Origin of the sequence: Mycobacterium sp. SMC-2 (genome assembly GCF_025263485.1) — a bacterium.
Lineage (GTDB): Bacteria > Actinomycetota > Actinomycetes > Mycobacteriales > Mycobacteriaceae > Mycobacterium.
Window position 1 is genome coordinate 1,227,494 of sequence record NZ_CP079863.1, and the last position, 25,138, is coordinate 1,252,631.

Below are 25,138 nucleotides of genomic sequence, written 5' to 3' on the forward strand. Positions count from 1 at the left end.
CGATTAGGGGAAAACCGGGGTGGGGACTGTGTGACCTCTGGCGTTTTCGCGGGGTGCGGTGGCCACGTTCCCATCATCATGGCTAGCAATCGAACGATGGGGGAGCTTTGGACACGGTACTTGGCGTGTCGATGGCGCCGACGGCAGTCCGAATGGTGCTGGTCGAAGGCCAGAATGGCGAAGGCGCCACCGTCGACGAAGACAATTTCGACGTTCCGCACGAAGACAACGCCGCAACGCTCAGCGCGGCCAACCAGGTAGTCGCCGCGATCCTGGGTACGCGTCAGGGCGCGGCCGAGGGCGGCTACCAGCTGGCCTCGACCGGCGTCACCTTCACCGACCCGGTCGAGGCCGCCGCGCTGCGCGATGCGCTGGTCGCCCACAAGGTCGAGAACGTGATGTTGGTCTCGGCCTTCCTGGCCGCGGCCGCGCTGGCGCAGGCGGTCGGCAGCCAGACCAACTATGCGCAAACGGCGTTGCTGTACATCGAGCCCAACGCCGCCACCTTGGCGGTGGTCAACAGCGCCGATGGGTCGGTCGCCGACGTCCAGCGGGAGGCCCTGCCGGCCGATGACGATGTCGCGGTGGCCCAACTGGCCACGATGGTTTCGCGTGCCGAGACGCTGGAGACGCGACCGGACGGCGTGTTCGTCGTCGGCTCCGGCGTCGACATCCCGCTGATCAAGCCCGCACTGGAGGCGGCGACCTCGCTGCCGCTGTCGGCGCCCGAGGAGCCCGAAACGGCGCTGGCCCGCGGCGCGGCGCTGGCCTCGGCGAGCGCCCCGCTGTTCTCGTCGTCCACCGCGGCGCTGGCCTACGCCCAAGACCCGGGCACCGGCGCCATCAACCCGTTCGCGGTGGCACCCGGCTACTTGGACCTCCCGCCCAACGCCGGCGAGGAAGGCCTCGCCTACAGCGCCGTGCCCGACGACGTCGACGATCTCTACACCGGGGCGCACACCGGCGCCACCGAGCTCGCCGAGTCGGGTTATCCCCAGCGCAACTCGTTCCGGCTGGTCGGAAGCATCGTGGCGGGTGTGTTCGTCATCGGTCTGGTGGCGCTGGTCGTCTCCCTGGCGATCGCCATCCGGCCCACGGCCAACGTCCGGCCCAGCCCGAACCAGAACGTCGTCGTCGCGCCCACCCGGCCGGCCCCGGCACCCGCGGCTCCCGCGCCGGCCGAGGCCCCAGCACCGGCGGCTCCGGCCCCGGCTCCAGCTGCCCCGGCACCCGCGCCCGAGGCCCAGGTGCCCGCCCCGGCCCCGGCGGCCCCGGCGCCCGCGCCGGCCCCGGCGGCGCCGGCTCCCGCACCCCCACCCGCGGTGGCTCCCATTCCGGTGCCGATCCCGCTGCCGATACCCGGCATCGGCGGGCCGGTCATCGGTGGGCCGCCCGGCGGCGGCCATGGCGGTGGTCACGGCGATGAAGGGCGCGGCGGCGGCGGCTTCCCCGGGATTCCGGGCTTCGGCGGCGGCCACGGGGGCTTCGGCGGCGGTCACGGCTTCGGCCGGCACTAGTCGGCGCCGAGCATCTGTCATCTGCCGTTTGCCCCGCGCTTAGCGGCGCGATGCAGTTAGCTCATCGCGGCGACGTATACCGGTCACATGCGATGCACCGTCTTCGGCACCGGCTATCTGGGTGCCACCCACGCCGTCGGGATGGCGGAACTGGGACACGAGGTCGTCGGGGTCGATATCGACCCGGGGAAGGTCGCCAAGCTCGCCGGGGGTGACATTCCGTTTTACGAGCCCGGCCTGCGCAAGCTGCTAACGAAGAACCTGACGGCGGGGCGGCTGCGGTTCACCACCGACTACGACATGGCGGCCGAGTTCGCCGACGTGCATTTCCTCGGGGTCGGCACGCCGCAGAAAAAGGGCGAGTACGGTGCCGACCTGCGCCACGTGTACGCCGTCATCGACGCGCTGGTGCCTCGGCTGACGAGATCGTCGGTGCTGGTTGGCAAATCGACCGTTCCGGTGGGAACCGCGGCCGAGCTGAACCACCGGGCGGCCGCGCTGGCGCCGGGCGGCGTCGACGTCGAAATCGCCTGGAATCCGGAGTTCCTGCGCGAGGGCTACGCGGTGCGCGACACCCTGCATCCTGACCGGATCGTCCTTGGTGTGCAACAGGATTCGACCCGCGCCGAGGCGACGGTCCGCGAGCTCTACGGACCCCTGCTCGCCGAGGGCGTGCCGTTCCTGGTGACCGACTTGCAGACCGCGGAGCTGGTCAAGGTCTCCGCCAACGCCTTTCTGGCGACCAAGATTTCGTTCATCAACGCCATCTCCGAGGTGTGCGAGGCCGCGGGCGCCGACGTCAGCGTGCTGGCCGACGCGCTCGGCTACGACCCCCGCATCGGTCGCCAATTCCTCAACGCCGGCCTGGGTTTCGGCGGCGGCTGCCTGCCCAAGGACATCCGCGCCTTCATGGCCCGCGCCGGCGAGCTGGGAGCCGACCAGGCGCTGACGTTCCTGCGTGAGGTCGACAGCATCAACATGCGCCGGCGCACCCGGATGGTGGAGCTGACCAGCGCCGCGTGCGGCGGCTCGCTGCTGGGCGCCAATATCGCCGTGCTCGGCGCGGCGTTCAAGCCGGAATCCGACGACGTGCGCGACTCGCCCGCGCTCAACGTCGCGGGGCAGCTGCAGCTCAACGGCGCCGCGGTCAACGTGTACGACCCCAAGGCGCTGGACAACGCGCAGCGGCTGTTCCCGACGTTGAACTACGCGGTCTCGGTCGAGGAGGCGTGCGAGCGCGCGGACGCGGTGCTCGTCCTCACCGAGTGGCGGCAATTCATCGACCTCGACCCCGGCGACCTGGCCGACCGCGTGCGGGCCCGGGTCATCGTCGACGGCCGCAACTGTCTCGACGCTGTTCGCTGGAAGCGGGCGGGCTGGCGGGTGTTCCGGCTGGGCGCGCCGCGACCGTAGGGCCGCTAGCCACCGCTCGAAGACGGGTCCCAATTGCCCGTCGAGTCACTTTCCGCCATTCGCCGCAGCTGCTGAGCCATGGCGCGATCCTCTTCCGCGAACCGGCGGTGCGTGGCCGCGTGTTCCCGGTATTCATCGCTGCGACGCTCGTTGCGTTCGGCTGCTACTTCGTACGTGTTCGCCGTTCGGTCGTGGCTGGCGGCGGATTCGTCCACACTCTCGGCTGCGGATCGCTGGGCTGCCTGCGCCGCTTCCCGCGCTGCCTGGGCCTTTCGACGGGCGCGGAATGCGGCTTCGGCAAGCGATTGAGCGTCCTGTTCGGCCTCAGCTTGGATATCGGCGCTAGACATCTGTCCCTACCGTTCGTCGGCGCGGCGTTCGGTGGCGGCCATCTCACGCCGGATGTTCGCCTGCTCGCGCTTGGCCCCCGCCCGCGTGCGTTCTTCTTCGTCTTCCGCACGCTGCAGCCGCTCCCGCTCCCGCTCGAGACCGGTGCCCTCCCGCTCGTCCGCCGCCACCTCACGCTGGTTCGCCAGCTGTTCGCGGTGGTTCGCGATTCGGTCCCGCTCGTCGGCGATCCGGTCCCGCTCGTCGGCTAACCATTCGCGGTTTGCTAGTAGGGTCTCTCGGCGCTCAACCGCGTGTTCCCGCCGCTCCAGCTCGGCGTCGACTCCGGTGGATTCGTCGCTACGACGCTTAGCCGCCATGACGCTTTCCTCCGGCCCGTCGTGTCGCTTGCTGACATTGGTGTTCGGCCTGCTGCTGTGCGAGTCGGCGTTCGCTGGCGGCCTGCTCCCGTTCGACGTTGGCCTGCTCGCGTAGCACCGCCTCGTGTTGTCGTTCTCCCGTTGCGGCCGCCCGTTGCGCGCGCGCCGCTTCCTGACCCTCGGAATGACCCTGCACCACTTCGCGATTGTTGGCGGCGCGATCGCGTTCGTCTGCGATCCGTTCGCGCTCGTCGGCCAGCGCCTCGCGTTCGTCTGCGATCCGTTCGCGTTCGTCAGCCAGCGCTTCGCGGCGATTGGCCAGAATGGCGCGTGACTCGAGGTAGCGGACCCAGCGCTCAACACCCTCGGTCAGGCGCTCCCGCCGGGCCGCCACCAGCTCACGTTCGTGCGCGAGGTGCTCGCGCTCGTGCGCGATGCCCTCCCGCTCCTCGGCGATCCGTTCGCGCTCCAACGCGACGTTTTCGCGCTCCCGCGCGGTGCGGATGGCGGGCACGCCCATGGTCGTCTCCAGTCGTGTGCGATCGTTTGATTGCAGCACGGCGCCGCACTCCGTCAATAGAGGCCGAAGTCCCCCTAGCCAGTGAGTCCTTGGTCGCACGCCCCGGCGAGTAGCCTGACCCGCGTGGACTATGCCGGCGCATTCCTCGAAGAGAACCGGGCATTTTCGGAGCTTCTCCGCGATGCCGACCAATCCAAGCCGGTGCCGACCTGCCCGGGGTGGAGCCTGAGTCAGCTCCTGCGCCACGTCGGCCGCGGCGACCGCTGGGCGGCGCAGATCGTGCGCGACCGGCTCGAGGAGTTTCTCGACCCCCGAACCGTCGAGGGCGGCAAGCCTCCACCGGATCCGGCCGACGCCATGTCCTGGTTGCATGGTGGCGCGCAGCTGCTGGTCGACGCCGTCGAGCTGACGGGTGCGGAAACGCCGGTGTGGACCTTTCTGGGGTCCCGGCCGGCGAACTGGTGGGTCCGCCGCCGCCTGCACGAGGTGGCGGTGCACCGGGCCGACGCGGCCATCGCCCTGGGGGCCGAATTCACGCTGGCCGCCGATGTGGCCGCCGACGGGATCACCGAATGGCTCGAGCGGGTCGCGATCCAGGCCGGCGGCGATGGGGCGACGCTCCCGCTCGAGGACGGCAACACCCTGCACCTCCACGCCACCGATCCCGGGCTCGGTGACGCCGGCGAATGGACGGTCGGCGTCGACCACGGCCGGATCACCTGGTCACACGAGCACGGCAAGGGCACCGCGGCGCTGCGCGGCGGGGCCACCGAGCTGCTGCTGGCCATCCTGCGCCGGGTGCCGCTCGCCGACACGGGCATTCAGCTGTTCGGCGACGAGGCGGTGTGGCAGAACTGGTTGGACCGTACCCCGCTCTAGCCACGGCGGCGTGGCGCACACGGTAACTTGCACACCATGACCACTTCGGAGATCGCCACCGTCCTGGCATGGCACGACGCGCTGAACGCCGGCGACCTGGAAACCCTGGTCGCGCTCTCCAGCGACGACATCGAGATCGGCGACGCGCACGGGGCCGCGCAAGGCCACGAGGCGCTGCGTCGGTGGGCCGCTTCCCGCCACGGCACGGCCGAGCTCGGCCGGATGTACGTGCACGACGGTGTCGTGGTCGCCGAACAGAAGGTCAGCGCCCCGGACGATCCGGGGGCCGTGACGACCGCCGCGGCGGCGTTCCGGGTGGTCCACGACCACGTCACCTCCGTGTTCCGGCACGAGGACCTGGCGTCAGCGCTGGCGGCCACCGAACTCACCGAATCCGATCTCGTCAATTGAGCGTGGAATAGGGGAGCCACTCATGCGCGGCATCATCCTGGCCGGCGGGTCCGGCACTCGCCTGCATCCGATCACCGTCGGCATCAGCAAGCAGTTGCTGCCGGTGTACGACAAACCGATGGTGTACTACCCGCTGTCCACGCTGATGATGGCCGGGATCCGGGACATTCTGGTGATCACCACCCCGCACGACGCGGCGGGCTTTCACCGGCTCCTGGGCGATGGTTCGCAATTCGGGATCAACATCACCTACGTGGCGCAGGAACGGCCCGAGGGCCTGGCGCAGGCCTTCGTCCTGGGCGCCGACCACATCGGCAATGACACGGTGGCTTTGGTGCTGGGAGACAACATCTTCTACGGACCCGGGCTGGGCACCAGCCTGAGCCGCTTCCAAACCGTCAGCGGCGGAGCGGTTTTCGCTTACTGGGTGGCCAACCCGTCGGCGTACGGCGTCGTCGAGTTCAGTGACGACGGTACGGCGCTGTCGCTGGAGGAGAAACCCCAAACACCGAAATCCAATTACGCGGTGCCGGGTCTGTACTTCTACGACAACGACGTGATCGAGATCGCCAAGGCCCTGAAGAAATCGCCGCGCGGTGAGTACGAGATCACCGAGGTCAACCAGATCTATCTCAGCCGGGGCAAGCTCTCGGTCGAGGTGATGGTCCGCGGCACGGCCTGGCTCGACACCGGCACGTTCGACTCCCTGCTGGACGCCAGCGACTTCGTGCGCACGCTGGAACGACGGCAAGGCCTGAAGGTCAGCGTCCCCGAGGAGGTGGCGTGGCAGCAGGGCTGGATCACCGACGAGCAGCTGGCCGCGAGTGCGCAGCGCCTGCTCAAGTCCGGGTACGGCGGCTATCTGCTGGATCTGTTGGAGCGGAGCCGATTTCACTAGGCTTCGCCAGCACCGCGGCGATCGCCGTCGTCAGCGGCACCGACAGCGCCAGTGCGATGCCGCCCACCGCCGACCGGGCGATCTCGATGGCCACGCTCTCGCTCGTCAACACGTCGGCCAGCGAGCGGTTGGCCACGCTGAACAGCAGCAGCAGCGGCAGCGAACTCCCGGCGTAGGCCAGCACCAGCGTGTACACCGTGCTGGCGATGTGATCGCGGCCAACTCGGATGGCGCCCAGGAAGATCGCACGCCGCGACCCGCCGAGGCGGGCGAGCTCGAACACCGTCGAGGCCTGCGTCACCGTCACGTCGTTGAGCACGCCCAGCGACCCGATGATGAAGCCGGCCAGCAGCAGGCCGCCGATCGACACGTTGCCCAAATACGCGCTGACGGTGGCGTTTTGGTCGTCCGACAATCCGGTCAGGTGGGCCAATTGAATTGCGGACCAAGATAATCCAGCGGCAATCAGCAGCGACGTAAGGGTGCCCAGCAGTGCGGCGCTGGTCCGCAGACTCACGCCGTGGGCCAGGTAGATGACCGCATAGAGGATGGCCGCCGCGGCCACCAACGCCACCGGAACCGCGGGCGCGCCGTCGCGCAAGGCCGGCAGCAAGAACACCACCAGCACCACGAACGCGACGACGATGCCCATCAGCGCGAGCAGCCCCCGCCAGCGCGCCACGGCGACGACCACCACCGCGAACGCGATGGCCAGGGCAACCAACGACCAGCGGCGTTCGAAGTCGTAGAACGCGTAGCTGGTGGCGCCCTGATCGTCGACCTGCCGAACGAGCCGAACATGGTCTCCCACCGCGAATTTCGGCTGTCCGGGGCCGGGCGAGGACTCCAGCAACGTGTTGGCCCCGGCGTTGGGCCCCGAATCGATCGCCACCTGGGTCAACACGCACCGCCCCGCGCCCGCCGGCGCCGGCTGCGGCGCGGTGGTGAGCACCTGGCTGACCGACGGGCTGCCACAGTCTCCGATGCCGGTGGACAGCACGTGCCCGGCCTGCGTGCTCACCGCGCCCCCGGCCGCGTTCTGGAACGGCATGGGGATGTCGACGTGCTCCCGGCTGGGCCACAGCATGATGGCACCGGCCAGCACCGCCAGGCCGATCGCCACCAGCAGCCCGACGACGATCCTGGCGGGCAGCGACTCAACGGGGGACGGACCGGACAGGCCGTGTGAGTGCGAATGCGTCACCCGGTCCACCGTAGAGGCGCCGGCTGCGAAGATGCTTACTGGCGATAGCTGACCAGGAAATTGCCCAGCCGCTCGATCGCCGCGGACAGGTCGCGGGCCCACGGCAGCGTCACGATGCGCAGGTGATCCGGTGCGGGCCAATTGAATCCGGTGCCCTGGGTCACCAGGATCTTCTCCTGCAGCAACAGGTCGAGGACGAGTTGTTCGTCGTCGGCGATGTCGTATACCTCGGGGTCGAGCCGGGGAAAGGCGTACAGCGCGCCCTCGGGCTTGACGCAGGACACCCCGGGGATCTCGTTGAGTTTCTGCCACGCGACGTCGCGCTGCTCGAGCAGCCGGCCGCCGGGCAGCACCAGGTCCTCGATGCTCTGGTGGCCGCCGAGGGCCACCTGGATCCCGTGCTGGGCGGGCACGTTGGGGCACAGGCGCATGTTGGCCAGCAGGTTGATGCCCTCGATGAAGCTCTCGGCGTGGTCCTTGGGGCCGGTGATCGCCAGCCAGCCGGCGCGGTAGCCGGCGACCCGATAGGCCTTGGACAGCCCGTTGAAGGTGAGGCACAACATGTCGTGGGCGAGTGAGGCCACGTTGATGTGCTTGGCGTCGTCGTAGAGGATCTTGTCGTAGATCTCGTCGGCGAGCAGCAGCAGTTCGTGCTTGCGCGCCAGTTCCACCATCTGGGTGAGGACCTCGCGGGTGTAGACCGCGCCGGTCGGGTTGTTGGGGTTGATGATGACCAGCGCCTTGGTGCGCTCGGTGATCTTGGACTCCAGGTCGGCGATGTCGGGCTGCCAGGCCTGCGTCTCGTCGCACAGGTAGTGCACGGGGGTGCCGCCGGCCAGGGACGTCGACGCCGTCCACAGCGGGTAGTCCGGCGACGGAATCAACACCTCGTCGCCGTTGTCCAGCAGGGCCTGCAGCGTCATCGTGATCAGCTCGGAGCACCCGTTCCCCAGGTAGACGTCGTCGACGTCGAACCGGGGGAAGTCCTCGACCAGCTCGTAGCGGGTGACCACCGCCCGGCGTGCGGGCAGGATGCCCTGCGAGTCGGAGTACCCCTGCGCGTACGGCAGCGCCTGGATCATGTCGCGCATGATCACGTCGGGCGCCTCGAAGCCGAACGGCGCCGGGTTGCCGATGTTGAGCTTGAGGATGCGGTGCCCTTCGGCCTCCAGCCGCGCCGCGTGCTGGTGCACCGGGCCGCGGATCTCATACAGAACGCCCTGAAGCTTGGACGACTGCGCGAAGACACGCTGCCGGTGGTGAGCGGAAGCGTGCAGGGGCAGCTGATGAGTGGTCACGTAACTATGGTGCCACTACTGTCCACTGAAATTTGCCGTCGAGCGGCAAAATCCCAGCTCAGCGCTTGCCCGGCGGGCGGGCGCCGCGCGCGATGCCCAGGCCCTTCACCGGCGGGGCGGGCGGTCCGCCGTCGCCTTCGGCTTCCTTGGTCGGCTCCGGGCTGGGCTTCGGCTCGGGCGCGGCCCCGGGTTGCTGCTCGGCGGCCTTCGCCGGAGCGGCCTTCTTGGCGCCGGGCCGCTTGGCTCCGGCGGCGATGCCCAGGCCCTTCACCGGCGCGGCCGGCGCCGTCTCCTCGGCCTTGGCTTCCTCGCCGGCCGGTTCGGCCTTCGGCGCTGCCTCGGCCTTGGGTGCCTCGGCCGCCGGCGCGGCCTTCTTCGCACCCGGGCGCTTGGCGCCGCCGGCGATGCCCAGCCCCTTGACGGGCGCGGCGGGCGCGGATGCCTCGGCCTTGGGTGCCTCGGCCGCCGGCGCGGCCTTCTTGACGCCGGGGCGCTTGGCGCCGCCGGCGATGCCCAGCCCCTTGACGGGCGCGGCGGGTGCGGCCTCGGACTTCGGGGCCGCCTCGGCGGGTGCCTCCTCGGTCTTTTTGGCCGGTGCCTCGACGGTCGCGGTGGCCTTGGGCGCCTGAGCCGCGCGCTTCTCGGCTTCCTTTGCGGCCGTGCCCTTCTCGGGCAGCGTCGCCTTGTCGTACTCGAGCGACCCGAGCAGTATCTGGGCCACGTCGAGCACCTCGACGCCGGTCCGGCCGGCCTCCTCCTGCCGGTCGTTGACGCCGTCGGTGATCATCACGCGGCAGAACGGGCAGCCGGTGGCGATCGTGGTCGCGTTGGTGGCCAGCGCCTCGTCGACGCGTTCGTGGTTGATCCGCTTGCCGATGTGCTCTTCCATCCACATCCGCGCGCCGCCCGCGCCGCAGCAGAAGCTGCGCTCGGCGTGGCGCGGCATCTCGGTGAGATTGGCCCCCGCGGCGCCGATCAGCTCCCGCGGCGCCTCGTAGACCTTGTTGTGCCGGCCCAGGTAGCAGGGGTCGTGGTAGGTGATGTCCTGCGAGACGGGCGTGACCGGCACCAGCTTGTTGTCCCGGATCAGCCGGTTAAGCAGCTGGGTGTGGTGCAACACCGAGTAGTTCGAGCCCAGCTGCCGGTATTCGCGGCCCAGCGTGTTGAAGCAGTGCGGGCAGGTGACGACGACCTTGCGGTCGACGGTCTCCACGCCCTCGAACACCCCGTCCAGCGTTTCGACGGCCTGGGCGGCCAGCTGCTGGAACAGGAACTCGTTGCCGGAGCGGCGCGCGGAGTCGCCGTTGCAGGTTTCCCCGGCCCCCAGCACCAGGTACTTCACCCCGGCGATGGCCAGCAGTTCGGCGACCGCCTTGGTGGTCTTCTTGGCCTTGTCGTCGTAGGCGCCGGCGCAGCCCACCCAGAACAGGTACTCGAAGCCGTCGAAGCTGTCGACGTCCTCGCCGTAGACGGGGACGTCGAAGTCCACCTCGTCGATCCAGTTGGTCCGGTCCGACGCGTTCTGGCCCCACGGGTTGGCCTTGGTCTCCAGGTTCTTGAACAGCACCGACAGCTCGGAGGGGAACTCCGACTCCATCATCACCTGGTAGCGGCGCATGTCGACGATGTGGTCGACGTGCTCGATGTCCACCGGGCACTGCTCGACGCAGGCGCCGCAGGTCACACAGGACCACAGCACGTCGGGGTCGATGACGCCGCCCTGTTCTTCGGTGCCGACCAGGGGCCGCGTGGCCTGCTCGGGCCCGGAGCCCATGACGCGGCCGAAGCCCGACTCGGGCACATGGTGCGCCTCGGCGTGCTTCTCGCCGGCCAGTTCCTCGCCGAGCCCGCCCTCGGGGGTGTTCGCGGCGGGCGATTCCTTGTCGCCGAGGATGTAGGGCGCCTTGGCCATCCAGTGGTCGCGCAGGTCCATGATGACGAGCTTGGGAGACAGCGGTTTGCCGGTGTTCCAGGCCGGGCACTGCGACTGGCACCGTCCGCACTCGGTGCAGGTGGCGAAGTCCAGCATGGCCTTCCAGCTGAAGTCCTCGACCTTGCCGCGTCCGAATTCGGCGTCGTCCGGCGGGTTTTCGAAGTCGATCGGCTTGCCGTCGGCCTCGATCGGCAGCAGCGGGCCGAGCCCGTCGGGCAGCCGCTTGAAGATCACGTTGATCGGCGCGGTGAAGATGTGCAGGTGCTTGGAGTGCAGCACGATGATCAGGAAGGCCAGCATGACGGCGATGTGCAGCAGCAGGGCCGTCGTCTCGATGATCTCGTTGGCGGGCTGGCCCAGCGGGCGCAGGATCGCGCCGAACAGGTGCGACAGGAACGCGGCCTTGCCGTAGGGCAGCGTGCCGTTGTTGACGGCAGACCCGCGCACCAGCACATACGTCCAGATGACGTTGAAGATCATGAACAGGACCAGCCACGCGCCGCCGGTGTGTGAACCGTAGAACCGAGACGACCGGCCGATCTCGCGCGGGCTGCGCATCAGCCGAATGATGGCGAAGGTGGTGATGCCCAGGAAGACGGCGGTCGCGAAGAAGTCCTGCAGGAAGCCCAGCGCGTCCCAGCGCCCGATGATCGGGATGTGGAAGTTGTCCTGGAATAGCAGGCCGTAGGCCTCGATGTAGACCGTGAGCAGGATGAAGAAGCCCCACATTGTGAAGAAGTGCGCCAGGCCGGGGATCGACCATTTCAGCAGGCGGCGCTGTCCGAAGACCTCGGCGATTTCCGTCCAGATTCGCCTGCCGGGGTCGTTGGTGTGGCCTGGAGCCGGCTTCCCGGACGTGATCAGCTTGAACAGCCACAGGACCCGGCGGCCGGCGAGCGCGGCCACACCCAGCGTCATGCCCATGCCCACTACCAGTCTGATGAGCATCTGCGTCGTCACCGAAGGTCTCCCCAATGCATTGTTGATTCAGCCTGCGCTTTGTTTGCCTGCTAAGCCCCGCTCATAGTTACATCTCCGCAGCTTTCGCCGCGAGAAAGGCTGCCCTAACTTCAGAAGGTCAGCGCCGGGGTTCGAATATCGGCAGGCGCGGTCGAATGCGCGTCGTTATCGGGGGTGCGGCGGTGGTGGTCGCCTGCGACGTCGTCGTCGGCGGGGCCGTCGTGGTTGTCGGCGGGGCCGTCGTGGTCGTTGTGGTCGTCGGCGGAGGAGTCGTGGTCGTGGAGGTCGGCGGCTCGGTTGTCGTGCTGGCGGGCGGAGGCTCGGACGACGACGACGACGACGACGGCGGCGGCGGCGGGACGACCGTCACGGTGGTGCTGTTGTCCGGCCCGGTGATGGTCACGGTTTGCGACGTTTGCGGGGGCGGCGGGGTGTTCGACGGGATCGGGCTGATCGGATTGGACTTGGGCTGGCCCAGGGTCAGGGCCAACACGATGGCCACCAGCACCGCCGCCGCGGCGCCGGCCACGCTCAGCACCAGCGCCGTGCGCTTGTACCACGGCAGCCCGCCCTGCTGGTCGGCGTAGCCGTCATCATCCGTGTCGTCGTCGAAATCCCTTGCCGCACTGGCGTATTCGCCGGTGGCATCGCGCCCGGTGTAGGGTACGGGCTCGTCGGCGCCCTCGGTGTCCTGTGACCAGGCCAGGGCGCCGTCGACGTCGGTGGCCTGCGCGGCCAGCGCGGCTTGGGTCATGTCGATTCCGGCGGTGCCGACCATCTCGGTGGGTGTCTCCACGACGGCGCCCGCGGCGGTCGGGGCGCCCGCCGACGTCTGCTGCTCGCCGAGCGCCGCCGCGCCGACGGCGGCGCTGACCGTGGGCTGCGGCGGCGTGTGGACGGGCACCTGAAAGCGCTCCGACAGTCGCCTGGCCAGCAGCGGGATGTTGGCGCCGCCGCCGACACTGGCCACGGCGGCCAATTTCGGAATCCCGTTGCTGCGCAACGCCTGCTCGAGGGCGTCCAGGAATCGGTCCAGCGGTTCAAAGAGCAGTTGCTCGAGCTCGGCGCGGGACAGCTGCACGCCGGCGACGGAGGCCGTCGGGGCGGTCGACAGTTGCTCCTTGGCCCGCCGGCATTCGCCGAGCAGGCGGGTCTGCGAGCCGATCCGCATGGTGCTGCCCAGGTCGGCCATGGTGGCATCGGAGGCGCGCAAGCCGCCGAGCACGAGGTGATCGATTGCGTCGCCGGAGAAATCGGCGTAGCGCACCGACGGGCCGACGCGGGCGAAGTTGGACCCGGCGTTCATCAGGCTGATGGTGGTGCCGCTGGCGCCGAAGTCGCACAGAGCGACGACGCCGTCGGTCGGGAATCCCGGCCTGCCGCGCAGCGCGGCGAGCGCGGCGGTGGCGTCGGACACCAGCACCGGGGCCACGCCGCCGCGGGCGAGATCGGGCTGGGCGAAGAATTCCTCACGCAGCGCCGTGAACTGGGCGTCGGACCAATACGCGGGGACGGCGATCGTGATCGGTGTGCCGTAGCCGACGGTGCGGGCCATGGCCTCGATCGCCTCGACCGTCAGCACCTCGCCGAGGTACTTCGTCCCGTCGGCCGCCACCAGCGGGGACCGGTCGCCGACGCGCTCGACGAATCCGCGCAGCACCATCCCGTTTTCGGTGAGTTTCGGGTTTTCTTCCGGCAGGCCAACTTCGGTCGGCCGGTGCTCGAAGAGGGTCAACACGGCGCTGCGCACCACCGGGGCGCTGCCCGAGCGGGCCGCCACCAGGTTGGCCGCCCCGATCGACAGCCCGAGCGACTCGCTCATGCCCCGCACCCCACTTCCGATCGCCCGGTGGTCCTCACCCTAGCGGCCGACGGGGTCAGCGCAGGCCGGGCGGGACCGTGATCACCGTCGGCACCCCCGGAATGGTGATCACCGACGGCACCTGCGGCAGGTGATGCCGATGCGTCGGCTGCTGCTGGGTCGGCTGGCCTGTCGGCTGCTGCGTCGGCTGCTGTGCCGGCGGCTCGACCGCACTGCTGGTGGTCGGCGTCGTCGTGGTGGTCGTCGTGGTGGTGGTGGTCGCGCTGGTCGTCGTGCCGGTGCGGGTGGTGCTCGGGGTGGGACTTGTGCCCTGTTCGCCCTGTAGCAACTCGGTGATGCCGTAGACGATGAGCCCGATCAGGATCGCGACGAATACCAGCCAGGCGATGAGCAGCGGCGGCTTGCGGTACCACGGAGTGGGTTCACTCTCGTCGAAAGCTTCGGGCGGGTTCGCCGAGGCATCGCCGGAAGTCGGCTGGTCACCCATGCCGTAGTCGGCATGCCGGGTCGATTGCTCGTGGAAGTCGTCGGGTGGGCCTTTGCGTGCCACGGCACCGATGGTACTGACCCCGGCTGCCAACCTGCTGGGCCCGCCCGTCAGAAGGTATTGACCCTGTCGATGCTGACGAACATCCCGTGGCCGGTGCGGTCGTTGGTGAACCGGGTGCCGTCGGCGGTGGCGTTGATCGTCCAGCCCGCGGCGTTGTAGGTCTTGTAGTCGATCTGGACGGTCGGGATGGCCCCCAGGTTGCCCAGCACCCATTGCACCTTGCCGGAGGCGTCCACGCTGACGCCATTGGCGTGCTCGCCGTCTTGCATGGGGGAATTGGTGAAGGGCGCCTCGCATCCGACGGTGTCCTTGTTGATCTGGCACCGCGTGGTGCCCGACTTGGTTTCGATGAACACGTAACCGTTCTGATCGGGCGGGAGCGGGATGGCACCGGCGGGCGCCGTCGGGTTGGCGGGCGTCGGCAGGCCGGGGACCGCGGTGGGACCCGGCGGCGACGTGCTCGGCCTGGGTGTGGGGAACGTCGGTTCGACCGGGCCCGCCCCCGGCGCGGCGACGGGCCGGCCCGCGACGGTGGTGGAACAGGCGTCGATCAGCGAGGGGGTGACCAGCACGGGCGCGATCAGCAGGGACCCACCGGCGAGACTCCACCGTGCCCTTTGCGAAAACCGCACGCGCCACTCCCGACAATCTCCCGACACCGGGACATCAGATTACGCGGGAAGTGACGAAACCCCGTGCAACCGCGCGCCTAACGATGCGACCCCGATGGGGAAGCTTTACCGCTGCGTGACCGACTGGGCCTCGGCGGCCCGGCGGGCGGCGGCGACGATGCCCTGGTAGCCGGTGCACCGGCAGAAGTTGCCGGACAGGCCCTCGCGGATCTCGTGCTCGCTGGGGTCGGGGTTGTCGCGCAGCAGCGCGGTCAGCGACATGACGAAACCCGGCGTGCAGAAGCCGCATTGCAGCCCGTGGCACTCCCGCAACGCCGCCTGCACGGGCGACAGGGTGCCGTCCGGTGCGGCGACCCCTTCGACCGTCGTCACCTCGGTCCCGTCGGCCTGCACCGCGAACATCAGGCACGAGCGCACGGCCTCGCCGTCCAGCAGCACCGTGCACGCCCCGCACGCCCCGTGCTCGCAGCCCAGATGGGTGCCGGTCAGCCCGCACTTGTCCCGCAGGAAGTCCGCCAGCGTCATCCGCGGTTCGACCGCGGCGGTGATCGCAGTTCCGTTGACGGACAATTCGATTCGGTGTTCACTCATTGCCGGTCCTCGTCATCGCTTCGGCTGTCGCTCGTGTCCAGGCGCGGGTGGCCATGGTGGCGCCGATTTTCAGCCGGTATGACGCCGAGCCCTGCAGGTCGTTGGGAATGTCGTCGAGCCCACTCATCGCGGCCTGGCCGATCTGTTCGGGCACCAGCTCGCCGACCGGCCGGCCGATGGCCGCGACCTCGGCCGCCGTCGCGCGCCGGACCGTGCCCCCCATGCCCAGTAACCCGATCGCGCAGCGCGATACGCGGTCTTCGGCGTCCAGCTGGACGGCGACCAGGGCGCCGGCGATCGCGAAATCGCCGTGCCGGCGCGAGAATTCCTCGACGCCGAACCCGCACCTGCCGTCCCAGATGGGGAACCGCACCCCGGTCAGCACCTCGTCGGATTCCATGGTGGTCTCCCAGAGGCCGGCGAAGAAGTCGGCGGCCGCGATCTCGCGCCGTCCGCGTGGCGACTGCACCTCCATCACCGCATCCAGGGTGAGGGCGACCGCCGGGTATTCGCCGGCGGCGTCGGCGTGGGCGATCGACCCGCCGAGGGTGCCGCGGTTGCGGATCTGGAAATGCCCGACGTACGGCGTCACCCGGGTCAGCAGCGGAACCGCTTGGCGCACTTGCGGATCGGCGCCCACGGTGGCCTCGGTGGTGCCCGCGCCGATCCACAGCTCCGAGCCCCTGTGGTCGATGCCGCGCAGCTCGGGCAGCCGGGAGATGTCGATGAGATGGTCGAAGTAGGCCAGCCGCATCGCCAGCATCGGCACCAGGCTCTGGCCGCCCGCCAGGATCTTCGCGTCGTCGCCCAGCTCGGCGAGCAGGTTCACGGCGTCGTCGACGGTGTCCGGACGGTGGTACTCGAATGCGGCCGGCTTCACCGTTGCCCCTCTTCCAGCGCCGCGGCGATCGACGCCGGGCTTGCCGGCAAGCGGGTGATCGTCACGCCCAGCGGCGCCAGGGCGTCGTTGATGGCGTTGATCACCGCGGGCACCGAGCCGATGGCCCCGCCCTCGCCGGCACCCTTGTATCCGCCGGGCCCCGGCCCCGGTATCTCGACGTGGCCGAATTCGATCGGCGGCACCTCGGTGGCCGTGGGCAGCAGGTAGTCGACGAAAGTCGTTGCCAGCGGGTTGCCGTCGTCGTCGTAGACCATGTCCTCCATCAGCGCGCCGCCGATGCCCTGCACCGTTCCGCCGGCGATCTGGCCCTCGACGATCGTCGGGTTGATCATCGGCCCGACGTCCTCGCTGACGATGTAGCGCAGCAGCGTCACCTTGCCCGTTTCCACGTCCACCTCGCAGGTGCAGGCGTGCGTCGCGTTGGACCAGTGAATGGGGTTCGGCGAATTGAATCGCGCGGTCGCCTCCAGGTTGGCCGACATCCCCGGCGGCAGCATCTGGGGTGAGTAGTACGCCAGGTAGGCCAGCTCGCCGAACGGCACCGACTTGTCCGGCTCACCGCGCACGCTGGCCACCGAATAGGCCAAGTCCACTTGCGCTTCGTCGACCTTGAGGTGGTGCGCGGCCAGGGCCACGATCTTCTCCCGCAGGATGGCACCCGCCTCGGTGATGGCCCCGGCGGTCATCGGCGCGCTGCGGCTGCCCTGCGTCCCGGCCCCGTACGGGGTGACCGCGGTGTCGCCCTGGATGGTGGACACGTCGTCGATGTCGGCGCCCAGCGCGTCGGCGGTCAACTGGACGACCGTGGTCTCGATGCTGTTTCCGCTCGAGCCGCCGTTGACGTACACGTTGATCTTGCCGGTCGGCTCCATGCGGATGGTGGCGCCTTCGGTGGCCAGGTGGCCGGTCGCCGCGCCGGTCGGCTCGATGTAGGCCGAGAACCCGAGGCCCAGGTAGCGGCCCTGCGCCAGCGCCTCGGCCTGCTCCTTGCGAAACCCTTCGTGGTCAAGGATTTTCACTGCCTGCTCGAACGTGTCGATCGGGGCGACGTGGTCGTACGGCATGCCGTTGGGGTTGACATAGGGCATCTCGTCGCGGCGCAACAGGTTGCGCCGGCGCAGCTCGACCGGGTCGACGTCCATCTTGCGTGCGGCGATGTCCAGCAGGATCTCGCGGGCCAGCGTCTCGTACTGCCACGGGCCGCGATAGGCGGCCAGGCCGCTGGTGTTGGAGAAGACCGTCTTGTAGTTGAAGCTGGCCTTGGGCACCCGGTAGGGCCCGGGGAAGAACATGCCGATGGCGGCCGTCGTCAGCACCGGGTACGGGGTGGGGTAGGCGCCGATGTCCTGGACGAAGTCGATGTCGGCCGCCGCGATGTTGCCCTCGTCGTCGAAAGCCATTCGGGCGGAGCCGTCGACGTGCCGGGCCTGCCCGGCCGACATCAGGTTCTCGCGCCGGTCCTCGATCCACTTCAGCGCCGCCGGCACCTTGCGGGCCGCGAGCATGATGCACATGTCTTCGCGCATCGGGACGACCTTCTGGCCGAAGCCGCCGCCGGTGTCGCGCATGATGACCCGAACCCGTTGCGCCGCAATGCCCAACAGCCGGGCACAGAATGCCCGCAGCTCGTGCGGGGTCTGGGTGGACGCCCACATCGTGAGTTCGCCTGTGGCGGCGGTCCATTCCACGACCAGGCCGCGGGTCTCGATGGGCACCGGCGCGTAGATCTGTTGGTAGATATGCTCTTTGACCACGCATGGCGCGTTGGCGAACAGCTCTTCGTCCGGCGGGGCTCCGCCCATTCCGCCGGCGACGTTGTTCGGGTAGGCGTCGTGCACCAGCACGTCGGAGTCCTGCGCCCGGGTGAAGTCGGTGACCGCGGGCAGCGGCTCGTAGTCCACGTCGACGCGTTCCAGCGCGTCCTCGGCGATGTAGCGGCTCTCGGCGACGACGAGGGCGACGGGGTCGCCGACGAACTTCGCCTCGCCCTCGGCCAGCGGCGGCCGCGGGGTGTCCGGGACGTCCTTGCCGGCGACGGCGTGCCAGGCCTCGTGCACGTCGGGGTTGAGGTCGGCGGCGGTGAACACCGCCCGCACGCCGGGCAGCGCCAGCGCGGCCGAGGCGTCGATGCCGTTGATGCGCGCCCGCGCGAACGGGCTGCGCACGAAGCAGGCGTGCAGCATGCCGGGCCGCGAGATGTCGTCGACGAAGCAGCCGCGCCCGGTCAGCAGCCGGCCGTCCTCCACCCGCTGCACTCGGGTGCCGGCGTACCGGGGCGCCGGGGGGGCAGGGGCCGAAGGGGTCCCTTGCACGTCCTGAGTCATGACGCTCCATCCGATGCGCAGCGAAGTTATCGCTTTGGGAGAAGTGCAATGCCATCATAGGAGAGTGGGGTTACCGGAGTCGACCCACTGCGTCGGCGTACTGCTGGCCGCGGGCGCCGGCAGGCGCTACGGCAAGCCGAAGGTGCTGGTCGACGGCTGGCTGGACATCGCGGTCCACGCCCTGCGCGGCGGGGGGTGCGCCGACGTCGTCGTCGTGCTGGGCGCCGCAGAAGTCGCCGCCCCGCCCGGGGCGACCGCGATCACGGCGTCGCGGTGGCGAGACGGGCTGAGCGCCTCGGTCCGCGCCGGCCTGACGCAAGCCGACCTGTTGCACGGGGACTACGCGGTGCTGCACGTCGTCGACACCCCCGATGTCGGCCCCGCGGTGGTGGCGCGGGTCCTCGACCGCGCGATCGCGTCGGCCAGCGGCCTGGCGCGCGCCTCGTTCGGTGACCGTCCGGGGCATCCCGTGGTGATCGCGCGGCGGCATTGGCCCGAGGTCCTCGAGCGCATCTCCGGCGATCGCGGCGCCGGCGCGTACCTGCGCACCCGGCCCGACGTCGAAATCGTCGACTGCGCCGACCTCGCCGGCGGCGAGGACATCGACGAGCCCTAAGCCGCCACGGGTGGGTCGGCGGCCGGCAGCGCGGCGTCTTGGGCGGCGGCCCTCACCCGGTGGCGGACCAGATACCAACCGCCGATCAGCGCCGGGATTCCGAAGGCCATCGCGCCGAGCAGCCAAGGGCCCTGGACCCTGTCCAGCAACATCAGGACCAGGACGCCGGCCAGGAATGCCAGCGTGAGGTAGCCGCTGTAGGGCGCCATCGGCATCCGGAAGTGCGGCCGTTGGACCGCCCCGGCGCGTGACAGCCGGTAGAACCGCAGCTGGCTCGCCACGATGGTCCCCCAGGCCACCACCACGCCGACGGCGGCGATGTGCAGCACGATTTCGAATGCCTGGCTCGGTTTGACGGCGTTGAGCACGATGCCCAAGAGGCCGACAACGGCGGTGAGCAGGATCCCGCCGTATGGCACGCCGTTCTTCGTCATGGGTGCGGTGAATTTCGGGCCGCTGCCGTTGATCGCCATCGACCGCAGGATGCGGCCCGTGGAGTACAGCCCGGCGTTCAGGCTGGAGAGCGCGGCGGTGAGAACCACGAGGTTCATCACGCTGCCCGCCCCGCCGAACCCGACCTTCGAGAAGAACGTGACGAACGGGCTCACGTGGTCCCGGTAGGCGGTGTGCGGCAGCAGCAGCGCCAGCAGCACCGTCGACCCGATATAGAAGATGGCGATGCGGAACACCACGGAGTTGATCACGCGCGGCATGACCTTGTGCGGATTCGCGGTCTCCCCGGCCGCGATGCCGACCAGCTCGACCGCGGCGTAGGCGAAGACCACGCCCGAGGTGACGAGCACCAGGGGCAGCAAGCCCGCCGGCAGCAGTCCCCCATGGCTGTCCCACAGCGCCACACCGGGGTCCTGACCGTCGACCTTGAAGCGCCCGACCAGAAAGACCGTGCCGACGGCGAGGAACGTCACCAGCGCGAGCACCTTGATCAACGAGGCCCAGAATTCCAGCTCGCCGAACAGCCTGACCGAGATCAGGTTCATCGCCAGGACGGCGACCAACGCGATCAACGCCAGCGTCCACTGCGGGACCGTGCGCAACGTCGTCCAGTAGTGGCAGTAGTGCGCGATCGCGGTGGTATCCACGATCCCGGTCATCGCCCAGTTGAGGAAGTACAACCAGCCCGCAGCGAAAGCGGCCTTCTCGCCGAAGAATTCACGGGCATAGGACACGAAGGACCCCGACGAGGGGCGGTACAGCACGAGCTCGCCGAGGGCGCGCAGGATCAGGAAGACGAAGATGCCGCAGATCCCGTACACCAGGAACAACCCCGGTCCGGCCGACGCGAGCCGTCCTCCGGCCCCGAGGAACAGGCCGGTTCCGATGGCGCCGCCGAGCCCGATCATCTGTATCTGGCGGTTGTTGAGGCCCTTGTGATAGCCCGAGTCTTCGCGGGCGAGCCGCGCGGCGGCGCTGTCTTGCTGTGCCATCGAGCTCCTGCCGGGGTGGTCCAGGGAAGCCCAGGTTAGCCGATCGAGGCGCCGGCACGCTTGCTGACTGGCTCCGCTGCCCGTCGGGGCTTCACGATCGGCTCAGTGTGCGCCAAGGCGTACGGCGTGCGCTCAGGGCGCCATTTGGCCGGGATTTCCGCCCTGTACGCACGGCCAAAGCCCTCGCCGCACACTCGTCGGCGGCCCCCGGGAACAAGACCGCGAGCCCCACCGTTAGCATGATCGACAACTTGAGCGAACCAGGCTCAATACTGGCTTGACACCGCGGTGCCACCAAGAGCAGTCTTGAGCCGGGTTCACTCAGCATAGTGGCACAAAAGAAGCTCAACTCACTCAGGAGGAATCACTATGGCTCGTGCGGTCGGTATCGACCTCGGGACCACCAACTCCGTCGTCGCAGTCCTCGAGGGCGGTGACCCCGTCGTCGTCGCCAACTCCGAGGGCTCCCGGACGACCCCGTCCATCGTCGCTTTCGCGCGCAACGGCGAAGTACTCGTCGGTCAGCCCGCCAAGAACCAGGCGGTGACCAACGTCGACCGCACCATCCGTTCGGTCAAGCGGCACATGGGCACCGACTGGTCCATCGAGATCGACGACAAGAAATACACCGCGCAGGAGATCAGCGCGCGCGTGCTGATGAAGCTGAAGCGCGACGCCGAGGCGTACCTGGGCGAGGACATCACCGACGCGGTCATCACTGTGCCGGCGTACTTCAACGACGCCCAGCGTCAGGCCACCAAGGAGGCCGGCCAGATCGCCGGCCTGAACGTGCTGCGCATCGTCAACGAGCCCACCGCCGCGGCGCTGGCCTACGGCCTGGACAAGGGCTCCAAGGAACAGACCATCCTGGTCTTCGACCTCGGTGGCGGCACCTTCGACGTCTCGTTGCTCGAGATCGGCGAGGGCGTGGTCGAGGTCCGCGCCACCAGCGGTGACAACCACCTGGGTGGTGACGACTGGGACGACCGGATCGTCAACTGGCTCGTCGACAAGTTCAAGGGCACCAGCGGTATCGACCTGACCAAGGACAAGATGGCGATGCAGCGGCTGCGTGAAGCCGCCGAGAAGGCCAAGATCGAGCTCTCCAGCTCGCAGAGCACCTCGATCAACCTGCCTTACATCACCGTCGACGCGGACAAGAACCCGCTGTTCCTCGACGAGCAGCTGACCCGCGCCGAGTTCCAGAAGATCACCCAAGACCTGCTGGACCGCACCCGGCAGCCGTTCAAGTCGGTGATTTCCGACGCCGGCATCTCGGTGGCCGACATCGACCACGTGGTGCTGGTGGGTGGTTCCACCCGCATGCCCGCGGTGACCGAACTGGTCAAGGAGCTCACCGGCGGCAAGGAGCCCAACAAGGGCGTCAACCCCGACGAGGTGGTGGCCGTGGGCGCCGCGCTGCAGGCGGGTGTCCTCAAGGGCGAGGTGAAAGACGTTCTGCTGCTTGACGTCACGCCGCTGAGCCTGGGTATCGAGACCAAGGGTGGCGTGATGACCAAGCTCATCGAGCGCAACACCACGATCCCCACCAAGCGGTCGGAGACCTTCACCACGGCCGACGACAACCAGCCGTCGGTGCAGATCCAGGTCTACCAGGGTGAGCGCGAAATCGCTTCGCACAACAAGCTGCTCGGCTCCTTCGAGCTGACCGGCATCCCGCCGGCTCCCCGCGGCGTCCCGCAGATCGAGGTCACCTTCGACATCGACGCCAACGGCATCGTGCACGTCACGGCCAAGGACAAGGGCACCGGCAAGGAGAACACGATCAAGATCCAGGAGGGCTCCGGCCTGTCCAAGGAGGAGATCGACCGGATGATCAAGGACGCCGAGGCGCACGCCGAGGAGGACCGCCAGCGGCGCGAGGAGGCCGACATCCGCAACCAGGCCGAATCGCTGGTCTACCAGACGGAGAAGTTCGTCAAGGACCAGCGCGAGGCCGAGGGCGGCTCGAAGGTTCCCGAGGACACACTGTCCAAGGTGGACGCGGCGATCGCCGAGGCCAAGTCGGCCCTGGGCGGCACCGACATCTCCGCGATCAAGTCGGCGATGGAGAAGCTGGGCCAGGAGTCCCAGGCGCTCGGCCAAGCCATCTACGAGGCGACCCAAGCCGCGGGTGGGCAGGCCGGCGGCGAGCCCGGCGGCCCGTCCGGCTCCGCCGATGACGTCGTGGACGCGGAGGTGGTCGACGACGACCGGGAGTCCAAGTGACCGAAGGCAATCCACATGAGCAGGTGACCGTCACCGACAAGCGGCGGATCGATCCTAAGACCGGTGAAGTACGGCACGTCTCGCCCGGCCCAACGCCGGGCGAGGCGGCGCCGGAACCTGCGATCACCGCATCGGGCGGCGCCGCAGCTGACAAGGTCGTCGAGCTGACCGCCGATCTGCAACGGGTCCAGGCCGACTTCGCCAACTACCGCAAGCGGGCGCTGCGCGACCAGCAGGCCGCGGCGGACCGGGCCAAGGCCGGCGTCGTCACCCAGTTGTTGGGCGTGCTCGACGATCTGGAACGGGCCCGCAAGCACGGGGACCTGGAGTCGGGCCCGCTGAAGTCGGTGGCCGACAAGCTGGACAGCGCGCTGTCCGGGCTGGGCCTGACGGCGTTCGGCGAGGAAGGCGAGGACTTCGACCCGGTGCTGCACGAGGCCGTCCAGCACGAGGGTGACGGCGGCGACGGTTCCAAGCCGGTGATCGGCACCGTCATGCGGCAGGGTTACAAACTGGGCGACCAGGTCCTGCGGCACGCTCTGGTCGCTGTCGTCGACACGGTGGCCGACGACGGTGCCGCGGCGGCCGAGCCGGTCGAATCGGACGATAATCCCGGCGAATCCGGTGAATAGACCACACAATCAGCACAACAACAGAACGGAAAGGTGAGAGGGGGTGACGCGACATGGCCCAGCGAGAATGGGTCGAAAAGGACTTCTACAAGGAGCTGGGCGTCTCCTCTGACGCCAGTCCCGAAGAGATCAAACGCGCCTACCGGAAGCTGGCACGCGACCTGCATCCGGACGCCAACCCCGACAATCCGGCCGCCGGCGAGCGATTCAAAGCGGTGTCGGAGGCGCACAACGTGTTGTCGGATCCGGCGAAGCGCAAGGAGTACGACGAAACCCGCCGCCTGTTCGCGGGCGGTGGTTTCGGCGGCGGCCGCCGGTTCGACACCGGCGGCTTCGGTGGCTTCAACGTCGGTGGCGACGGTGCCGAGTTCAACCTCAACGACTTGTTCGATGCCGCCGGCCGAACCGGCGGCACCAACATCGGTGACCTGTTCGGCGGCCTGTTCGGGCGCGGCGCCGGCGCCCGTCCCAGCCGGCCGCGACGCGGCAACGACCTGGAGACCGAGACGCAGCTGGATTTCGTCGAGGCCGCCAAGGGCGTGGCCATGCCGTTGCGGCTGACCAGCCCGGCGCCGTGCACCAACTGCCATGGCAGCGGCGCGCGGCCGGGCACCAGCCCGAAGGTGTGCCCCGCCTGCAACGGTTCCGGTGTTATCAGCCGCAACCAGGGCGCGTTCGGGTTCTCCGAGCCCTGCACCGATTGCCGGGGCAGCGGCTCGATCATCGAGCACCCCTGCGACGAGTGCAAGGGCACCGGGGTCACCACCCGGACCCGCACCATCAACGTGCGGATCCCGCCGGGCGTCGAGGACGGGCAGCGCATCCGGCTGCCCGGGCAGGGCGAGGCCGGGCTGCGCGGGGCGCCGTCGGGTGACCTGTACGTGACGGTGCATGTGCGGCCGCACAAGGTGTTTGGCCGCGACGGCGACGACCTCACCGTGACCGTTCCGGTCAGCTTCGCCGAATTAGCTTTGGGCTCAACGATTTCGGTGCCCACACTGGACGGCAAGGTCGGCGTCCGGGTGCCCAAGGGCACCTCCGACGGCCGCATCCTGCGGGTGCGCGGGCGCGGCGTCCCCAAGCGCAGCGGCGGCAACGGGGACCTGCTGGTCACCGTCAAGGTCGCCGTGCCGCCGAACGTGGAGGGCGCCGCGGCCGACGCGCTGCAGGCGTACGCGGCCGCGGAGCGAGCCAGTGGGTTCGACCCGCGCGCGGGATGGGCGGGTAACCGCTGATGGCGAAGAATGCACGGGAGGACTCCCGGACCTTCCTGATCTCGGTGGCCGCCGAGTTGGCCGGCATGCACGCCCAGACCCTGCGCACCTACGATCGCCTTGGGCTGGTCACCCCGCGCCGCACTTCCGGTGGGGGACGGCGCTATTCGGAGCGCGACGTCGACCTGCTGCGCGAGGTGCAGCGGCTGTCCCAGGACGAAGGGGTCAACCTCGCCGGGATCAAGCGCATCATCGAGCTGACCAACCAGGTCGAGGCGTTGCAGTCGCGGGTGCAGGAGCTCACCGAGGAGCTGGCGCAGGTGCGCGCCGGGCAGCGCCGCGACCTGGCGGTGGTGCCCAAGAGCACCGCCGTGGTGGTGTGGCAGCCGCGCCGAACGCGCGGCTGATCACACGCTGCCGTGCTCCGGGTTCGATCTGAATT

Annotated in this window: 22 protein-coding genes and 1 pseudogene; 10 read left to right on the plus strand and 13 right to left on the minus strand. The window is 69.2% G+C overall.

The features are described 5' to 3' along the window. Nucleotides 1-131: 131 nt before the first annotated feature. Entirely contained in the window at nucleotides 132-1,517 is a 1,386-nt protein-coding gene (locus KXD96_RS05755) for a hypothetical protein (protein WP_260745237.1), read from the plus strand. 87 nt (nucleotides 1,518-1,604) lie between these two features. Then, a complete protein-coding gene (locus tag KXD96_RS05760; RefSeq protein ID WP_260743496.1) occupies nucleotides 1,605-2,930 on the plus strand; it encodes a UDP-glucose/GDP-mannose dehydrogenase family protein in 1,326 nt (441 codons plus the stop codon). 5 nt (nucleotides 2,931-2,935) lie between these two features. Here the strand turns inward: KXD96_RS05760 and KXD96_RS05765 are convergent, their stop codons facing one another. The 3 genes from KXD96_RS05765 to KXD96_RS05775 are packed head-to-tail and all read right to left on the minus strand — an operon-like array spanning nucleotide 2,936 to nucleotide 4,157. Continuing rightward, the gene (locus KXD96_RS05765) at nucleotides 2,936-3,280 is read right to left on the minus strand and encodes a hypothetical protein (RefSeq protein WP_260743497.1); all 345 of its coding nucleotides are present in this window, start codon (nucleotides 3,278-3,280) and stop codon (nucleotides 2,936-2,938) included. A gap of 6 nt (nucleotides 3,281-3,286) precedes the next feature. Next, nucleotides 3,287-3,637, minus strand: coding sequence for a hypothetical protein (locus KXD96_RS05770; RefSeq protein WP_260743499.1), 351 nt, complete (start codon nucleotides 3,635-3,637; stop codon nucleotides 3,287-3,289). Further along, entirely contained in the window at nucleotides 3,627-4,157 is a 531-nt protein-coding gene (locus KXD96_RS05775) for a hypothetical protein (protein WP_260743501.1), read from the minus strand. The genes KXD96_RS05770 and KXD96_RS05775 overlap by 11 nt, the downstream gene beginning before the upstream one ends. A 123-nt stretch (nucleotides 4,158-4,280) precedes the next feature. Here KXD96_RS05775 and KXD96_RS05780 point away from each other — a divergent pair, with 123 nt between their 5' ends. Genes KXD96_RS05780 through rfbA form a run of 3 tightly spaced genes read left to right on the plus strand, consistent with a single transcriptional unit; the run spans nucleotide 4,281 to nucleotide 6,345 of the window. Beyond that, nucleotides 4,281-5,036 carry a maleylpyruvate isomerase family mycothiol-dependent enzyme gene (locus tag KXD96_RS05780; RefSeq protein ID WP_260743504.1) on the plus strand — a complete coding sequence of 252 codons (756 nt, stop codon included), beginning with the start codon at nucleotides 4,281-4,283 and terminating at the stop codon, nucleotides 5,034-5,036. Between the two features lie 36 nt (nucleotides 5,037-5,072). After that, a complete protein-coding gene (locus KXD96_RS05785; RefSeq protein ID WP_260743505.1) occupies nucleotides 5,073-5,447 on the plus strand; it encodes a nuclear transport factor 2 family protein in 375 nt (124 codons plus the stop codon). 22 nt (nucleotides 5,448-5,469) lie between these two features. After that, complete coding sequence (rfbA, locus tag KXD96_RS05790) at nucleotides 5,470-6,345, plus strand: glucose-1-phosphate thymidylyltransferase RfbA (protein ID WP_260743506.1); 876 nt, start codon at nucleotides 5,470-5,472, stop codon at nucleotides 6,343-6,345. Here rfbA and KXD96_RS05795 read toward each other — a convergent pair. The 9 genes and pseudogenes from KXD96_RS05795 to KXD96_RS05835 all read right to left on the minus strand — a co-directional run bounded on the left by KXD96_RS05795 (nucleotide 6,287) and on the right by KXD96_RS05835 (nucleotide 18,560). Next, the gene (locus tag KXD96_RS05795) at nucleotides 6,287-7,549 is read right to left on the minus strand and encodes a YibE/F family protein (RefSeq protein WP_260743508.1); all 1,263 of its coding nucleotides are present in this window, start codon (nucleotides 7,547-7,549) and stop codon (nucleotides 6,287-6,289) included. The genes rfbA and KXD96_RS05795 overlap by 59 nt on opposite strands. A gap of 35 nt (nucleotides 7,550-7,584) precedes the next feature. Beyond that, nucleotides 7,585-8,873 (minus strand): annotated as a pseudogene (locus KXD96_RS05800) (pyridoxal phosphate-dependent aminotransferase). Between the two features lie 32 nt (nucleotides 8,874-8,905). Continuing rightward, nucleotides 8,906-11,740 carry a heterodisulfide reductase-related iron-sulfur binding cluster gene (locus KXD96_RS05805; RefSeq protein ID WP_260743510.1) on the minus strand — a complete coding sequence of 945 codons (2,835 nt, stop codon included), beginning with the start codon at nucleotides 11,738-11,740 and terminating at the stop codon, nucleotides 8,906-8,908. A 118-nt stretch (nucleotides 11,741-11,858) separates the two neighbouring features. Further along, the gene (locus KXD96_RS05810; protein ID WP_260743512.1) at nucleotides 11,859-13,562 is read right to left on the minus strand and encodes an Hsp70 family protein; all 1,704 of its coding nucleotides are present in this window, start codon (nucleotides 13,560-13,562) and stop codon (nucleotides 11,859-11,861) included. Nucleotides 13,563-13,617: 55 nt separating this feature from the next. Continuing rightward, nucleotides 13,618-14,112 (minus strand): hypothetical protein, encoded by a 495-nt coding sequence (locus KXD96_RS05815; protein WP_260743514.1) that lies wholly within the window; start codon nucleotides 14,110-14,112, stop codon nucleotides 13,618-13,620. A gap of 47 nt (nucleotides 14,113-14,159) precedes the next feature. After that, nucleotides 14,160-14,699: a hypothetical protein gene (locus KXD96_RS05820; RefSeq protein WP_260745238.1), complete on the minus strand. Its 540-nt coding sequence runs from the start codon at nucleotides 14,697-14,699 to the stop codon at nucleotides 14,160-14,162. A gap of 150 nt (nucleotides 14,700-14,849) precedes the next feature. Continuing rightward, a complete protein-coding gene (locus tag KXD96_RS05825; RefSeq protein ID WP_260743516.1) occupies nucleotides 14,850-15,335 on the minus strand; it encodes a (2Fe-2S)-binding protein in 486 nt (161 codons plus the stop codon). Further along, nucleotides 15,328-16,215, minus strand: a complete 888-nt coding sequence (locus KXD96_RS05830) for a xanthine dehydrogenase family protein subunit M (RefSeq protein WP_260743518.1) — start codon at nucleotides 16,213-16,215, stop codon at nucleotides 15,328-15,330. Before KXD96_RS05830 ends, KXD96_RS05825 begins: the two co-directional genes overlap by 8 nt. After that, the gene (locus tag KXD96_RS05835) at nucleotides 16,212-18,560 is read right to left on the minus strand and encodes a xanthine dehydrogenase family protein molybdopterin-binding subunit (protein WP_260743520.1); all 2,349 of its coding nucleotides are present in this window, start codon (nucleotides 18,558-18,560) and stop codon (nucleotides 16,212-16,214) included. Before KXD96_RS05835 ends, KXD96_RS05830 begins: the two co-directional genes overlap by 4 nt. A 64-nt stretch (nucleotides 18,561-18,624) precedes the next feature. Between KXD96_RS05835 and KXD96_RS05840 the strand changes: the two genes are divergently transcribed. Further along, nucleotides 18,625-19,176 carry an NTP transferase domain-containing protein gene (locus KXD96_RS05840; RefSeq protein ID WP_260743521.1) on the plus strand — a complete coding sequence of 184 codons (552 nt, stop codon included), beginning with the start codon at nucleotides 18,625-18,627 and terminating at the stop codon, nucleotides 19,174-19,176. Here the strand turns inward: KXD96_RS05840 and KXD96_RS05845 are convergent. Continuing rightward, nucleotides 19,173-20,621, minus strand: a complete 1,449-nt coding sequence (locus tag KXD96_RS05845; RefSeq protein ID WP_260743522.1) for an amino acid permease — start codon at nucleotides 20,619-20,621, stop codon at nucleotides 19,173-19,175. The two genes, KXD96_RS05840 and KXD96_RS05845, sit on opposite strands and share 4 nt — an antisense overlap. A 369-nt stretch (nucleotides 20,622-20,990) precedes the next feature. On the opposite strand from KXD96_RS05845, the gene dnaK reads away from it, so the two are divergent. From dnaK to KXD96_RS05865, 4 genes are read left to right on the plus strand one after another with little or no spacing between them, the layout of a single operon-like run. Beyond that, the gene (gene dnaK / locus KXD96_RS05850) at nucleotides 20,991-22,850 is read left to right on the plus strand and encodes a molecular chaperone DnaK (protein WP_260743523.1); all 1,860 of its coding nucleotides are present in this window, start codon (nucleotides 20,991-20,993) and stop codon (nucleotides 22,848-22,850) included. Further along, nucleotides 22,847-23,482 carry a nucleotide exchange factor GrpE gene (grpE, locus tag KXD96_RS05855; protein ID WP_260743524.1) on the plus strand — a complete coding sequence of 212 codons (636 nt, stop codon included), beginning with the start codon at nucleotides 22,847-22,849 and terminating at the stop codon, nucleotides 23,480-23,482. The genes dnaK and grpE overlap by 4 nt, the downstream gene beginning before the upstream one ends. 53 nt (nucleotides 23,483-23,535) lie before the next feature. Further along, complete coding sequence (gene dnaJ, locus KXD96_RS05860; RefSeq protein ID WP_260743525.1) at nucleotides 23,536-24,717, plus strand: molecular chaperone DnaJ; 1,182 nt, start codon at nucleotides 23,536-23,538, stop codon at nucleotides 24,715-24,717. Beyond that, nucleotides 24,717-25,103, plus strand: coding sequence for a heat shock protein transcriptional repressor HspR (locus KXD96_RS05865; RefSeq protein WP_260743526.1), 387 nt, complete (start codon nucleotides 24,717-24,719; stop codon nucleotides 25,101-25,103). Before dnaJ ends, KXD96_RS05865 begins: the two co-directional genes overlap by 1 nt. The last annotated feature ends 35 nt before the right edge of the window (nucleotides 25,104-25,138 follow it).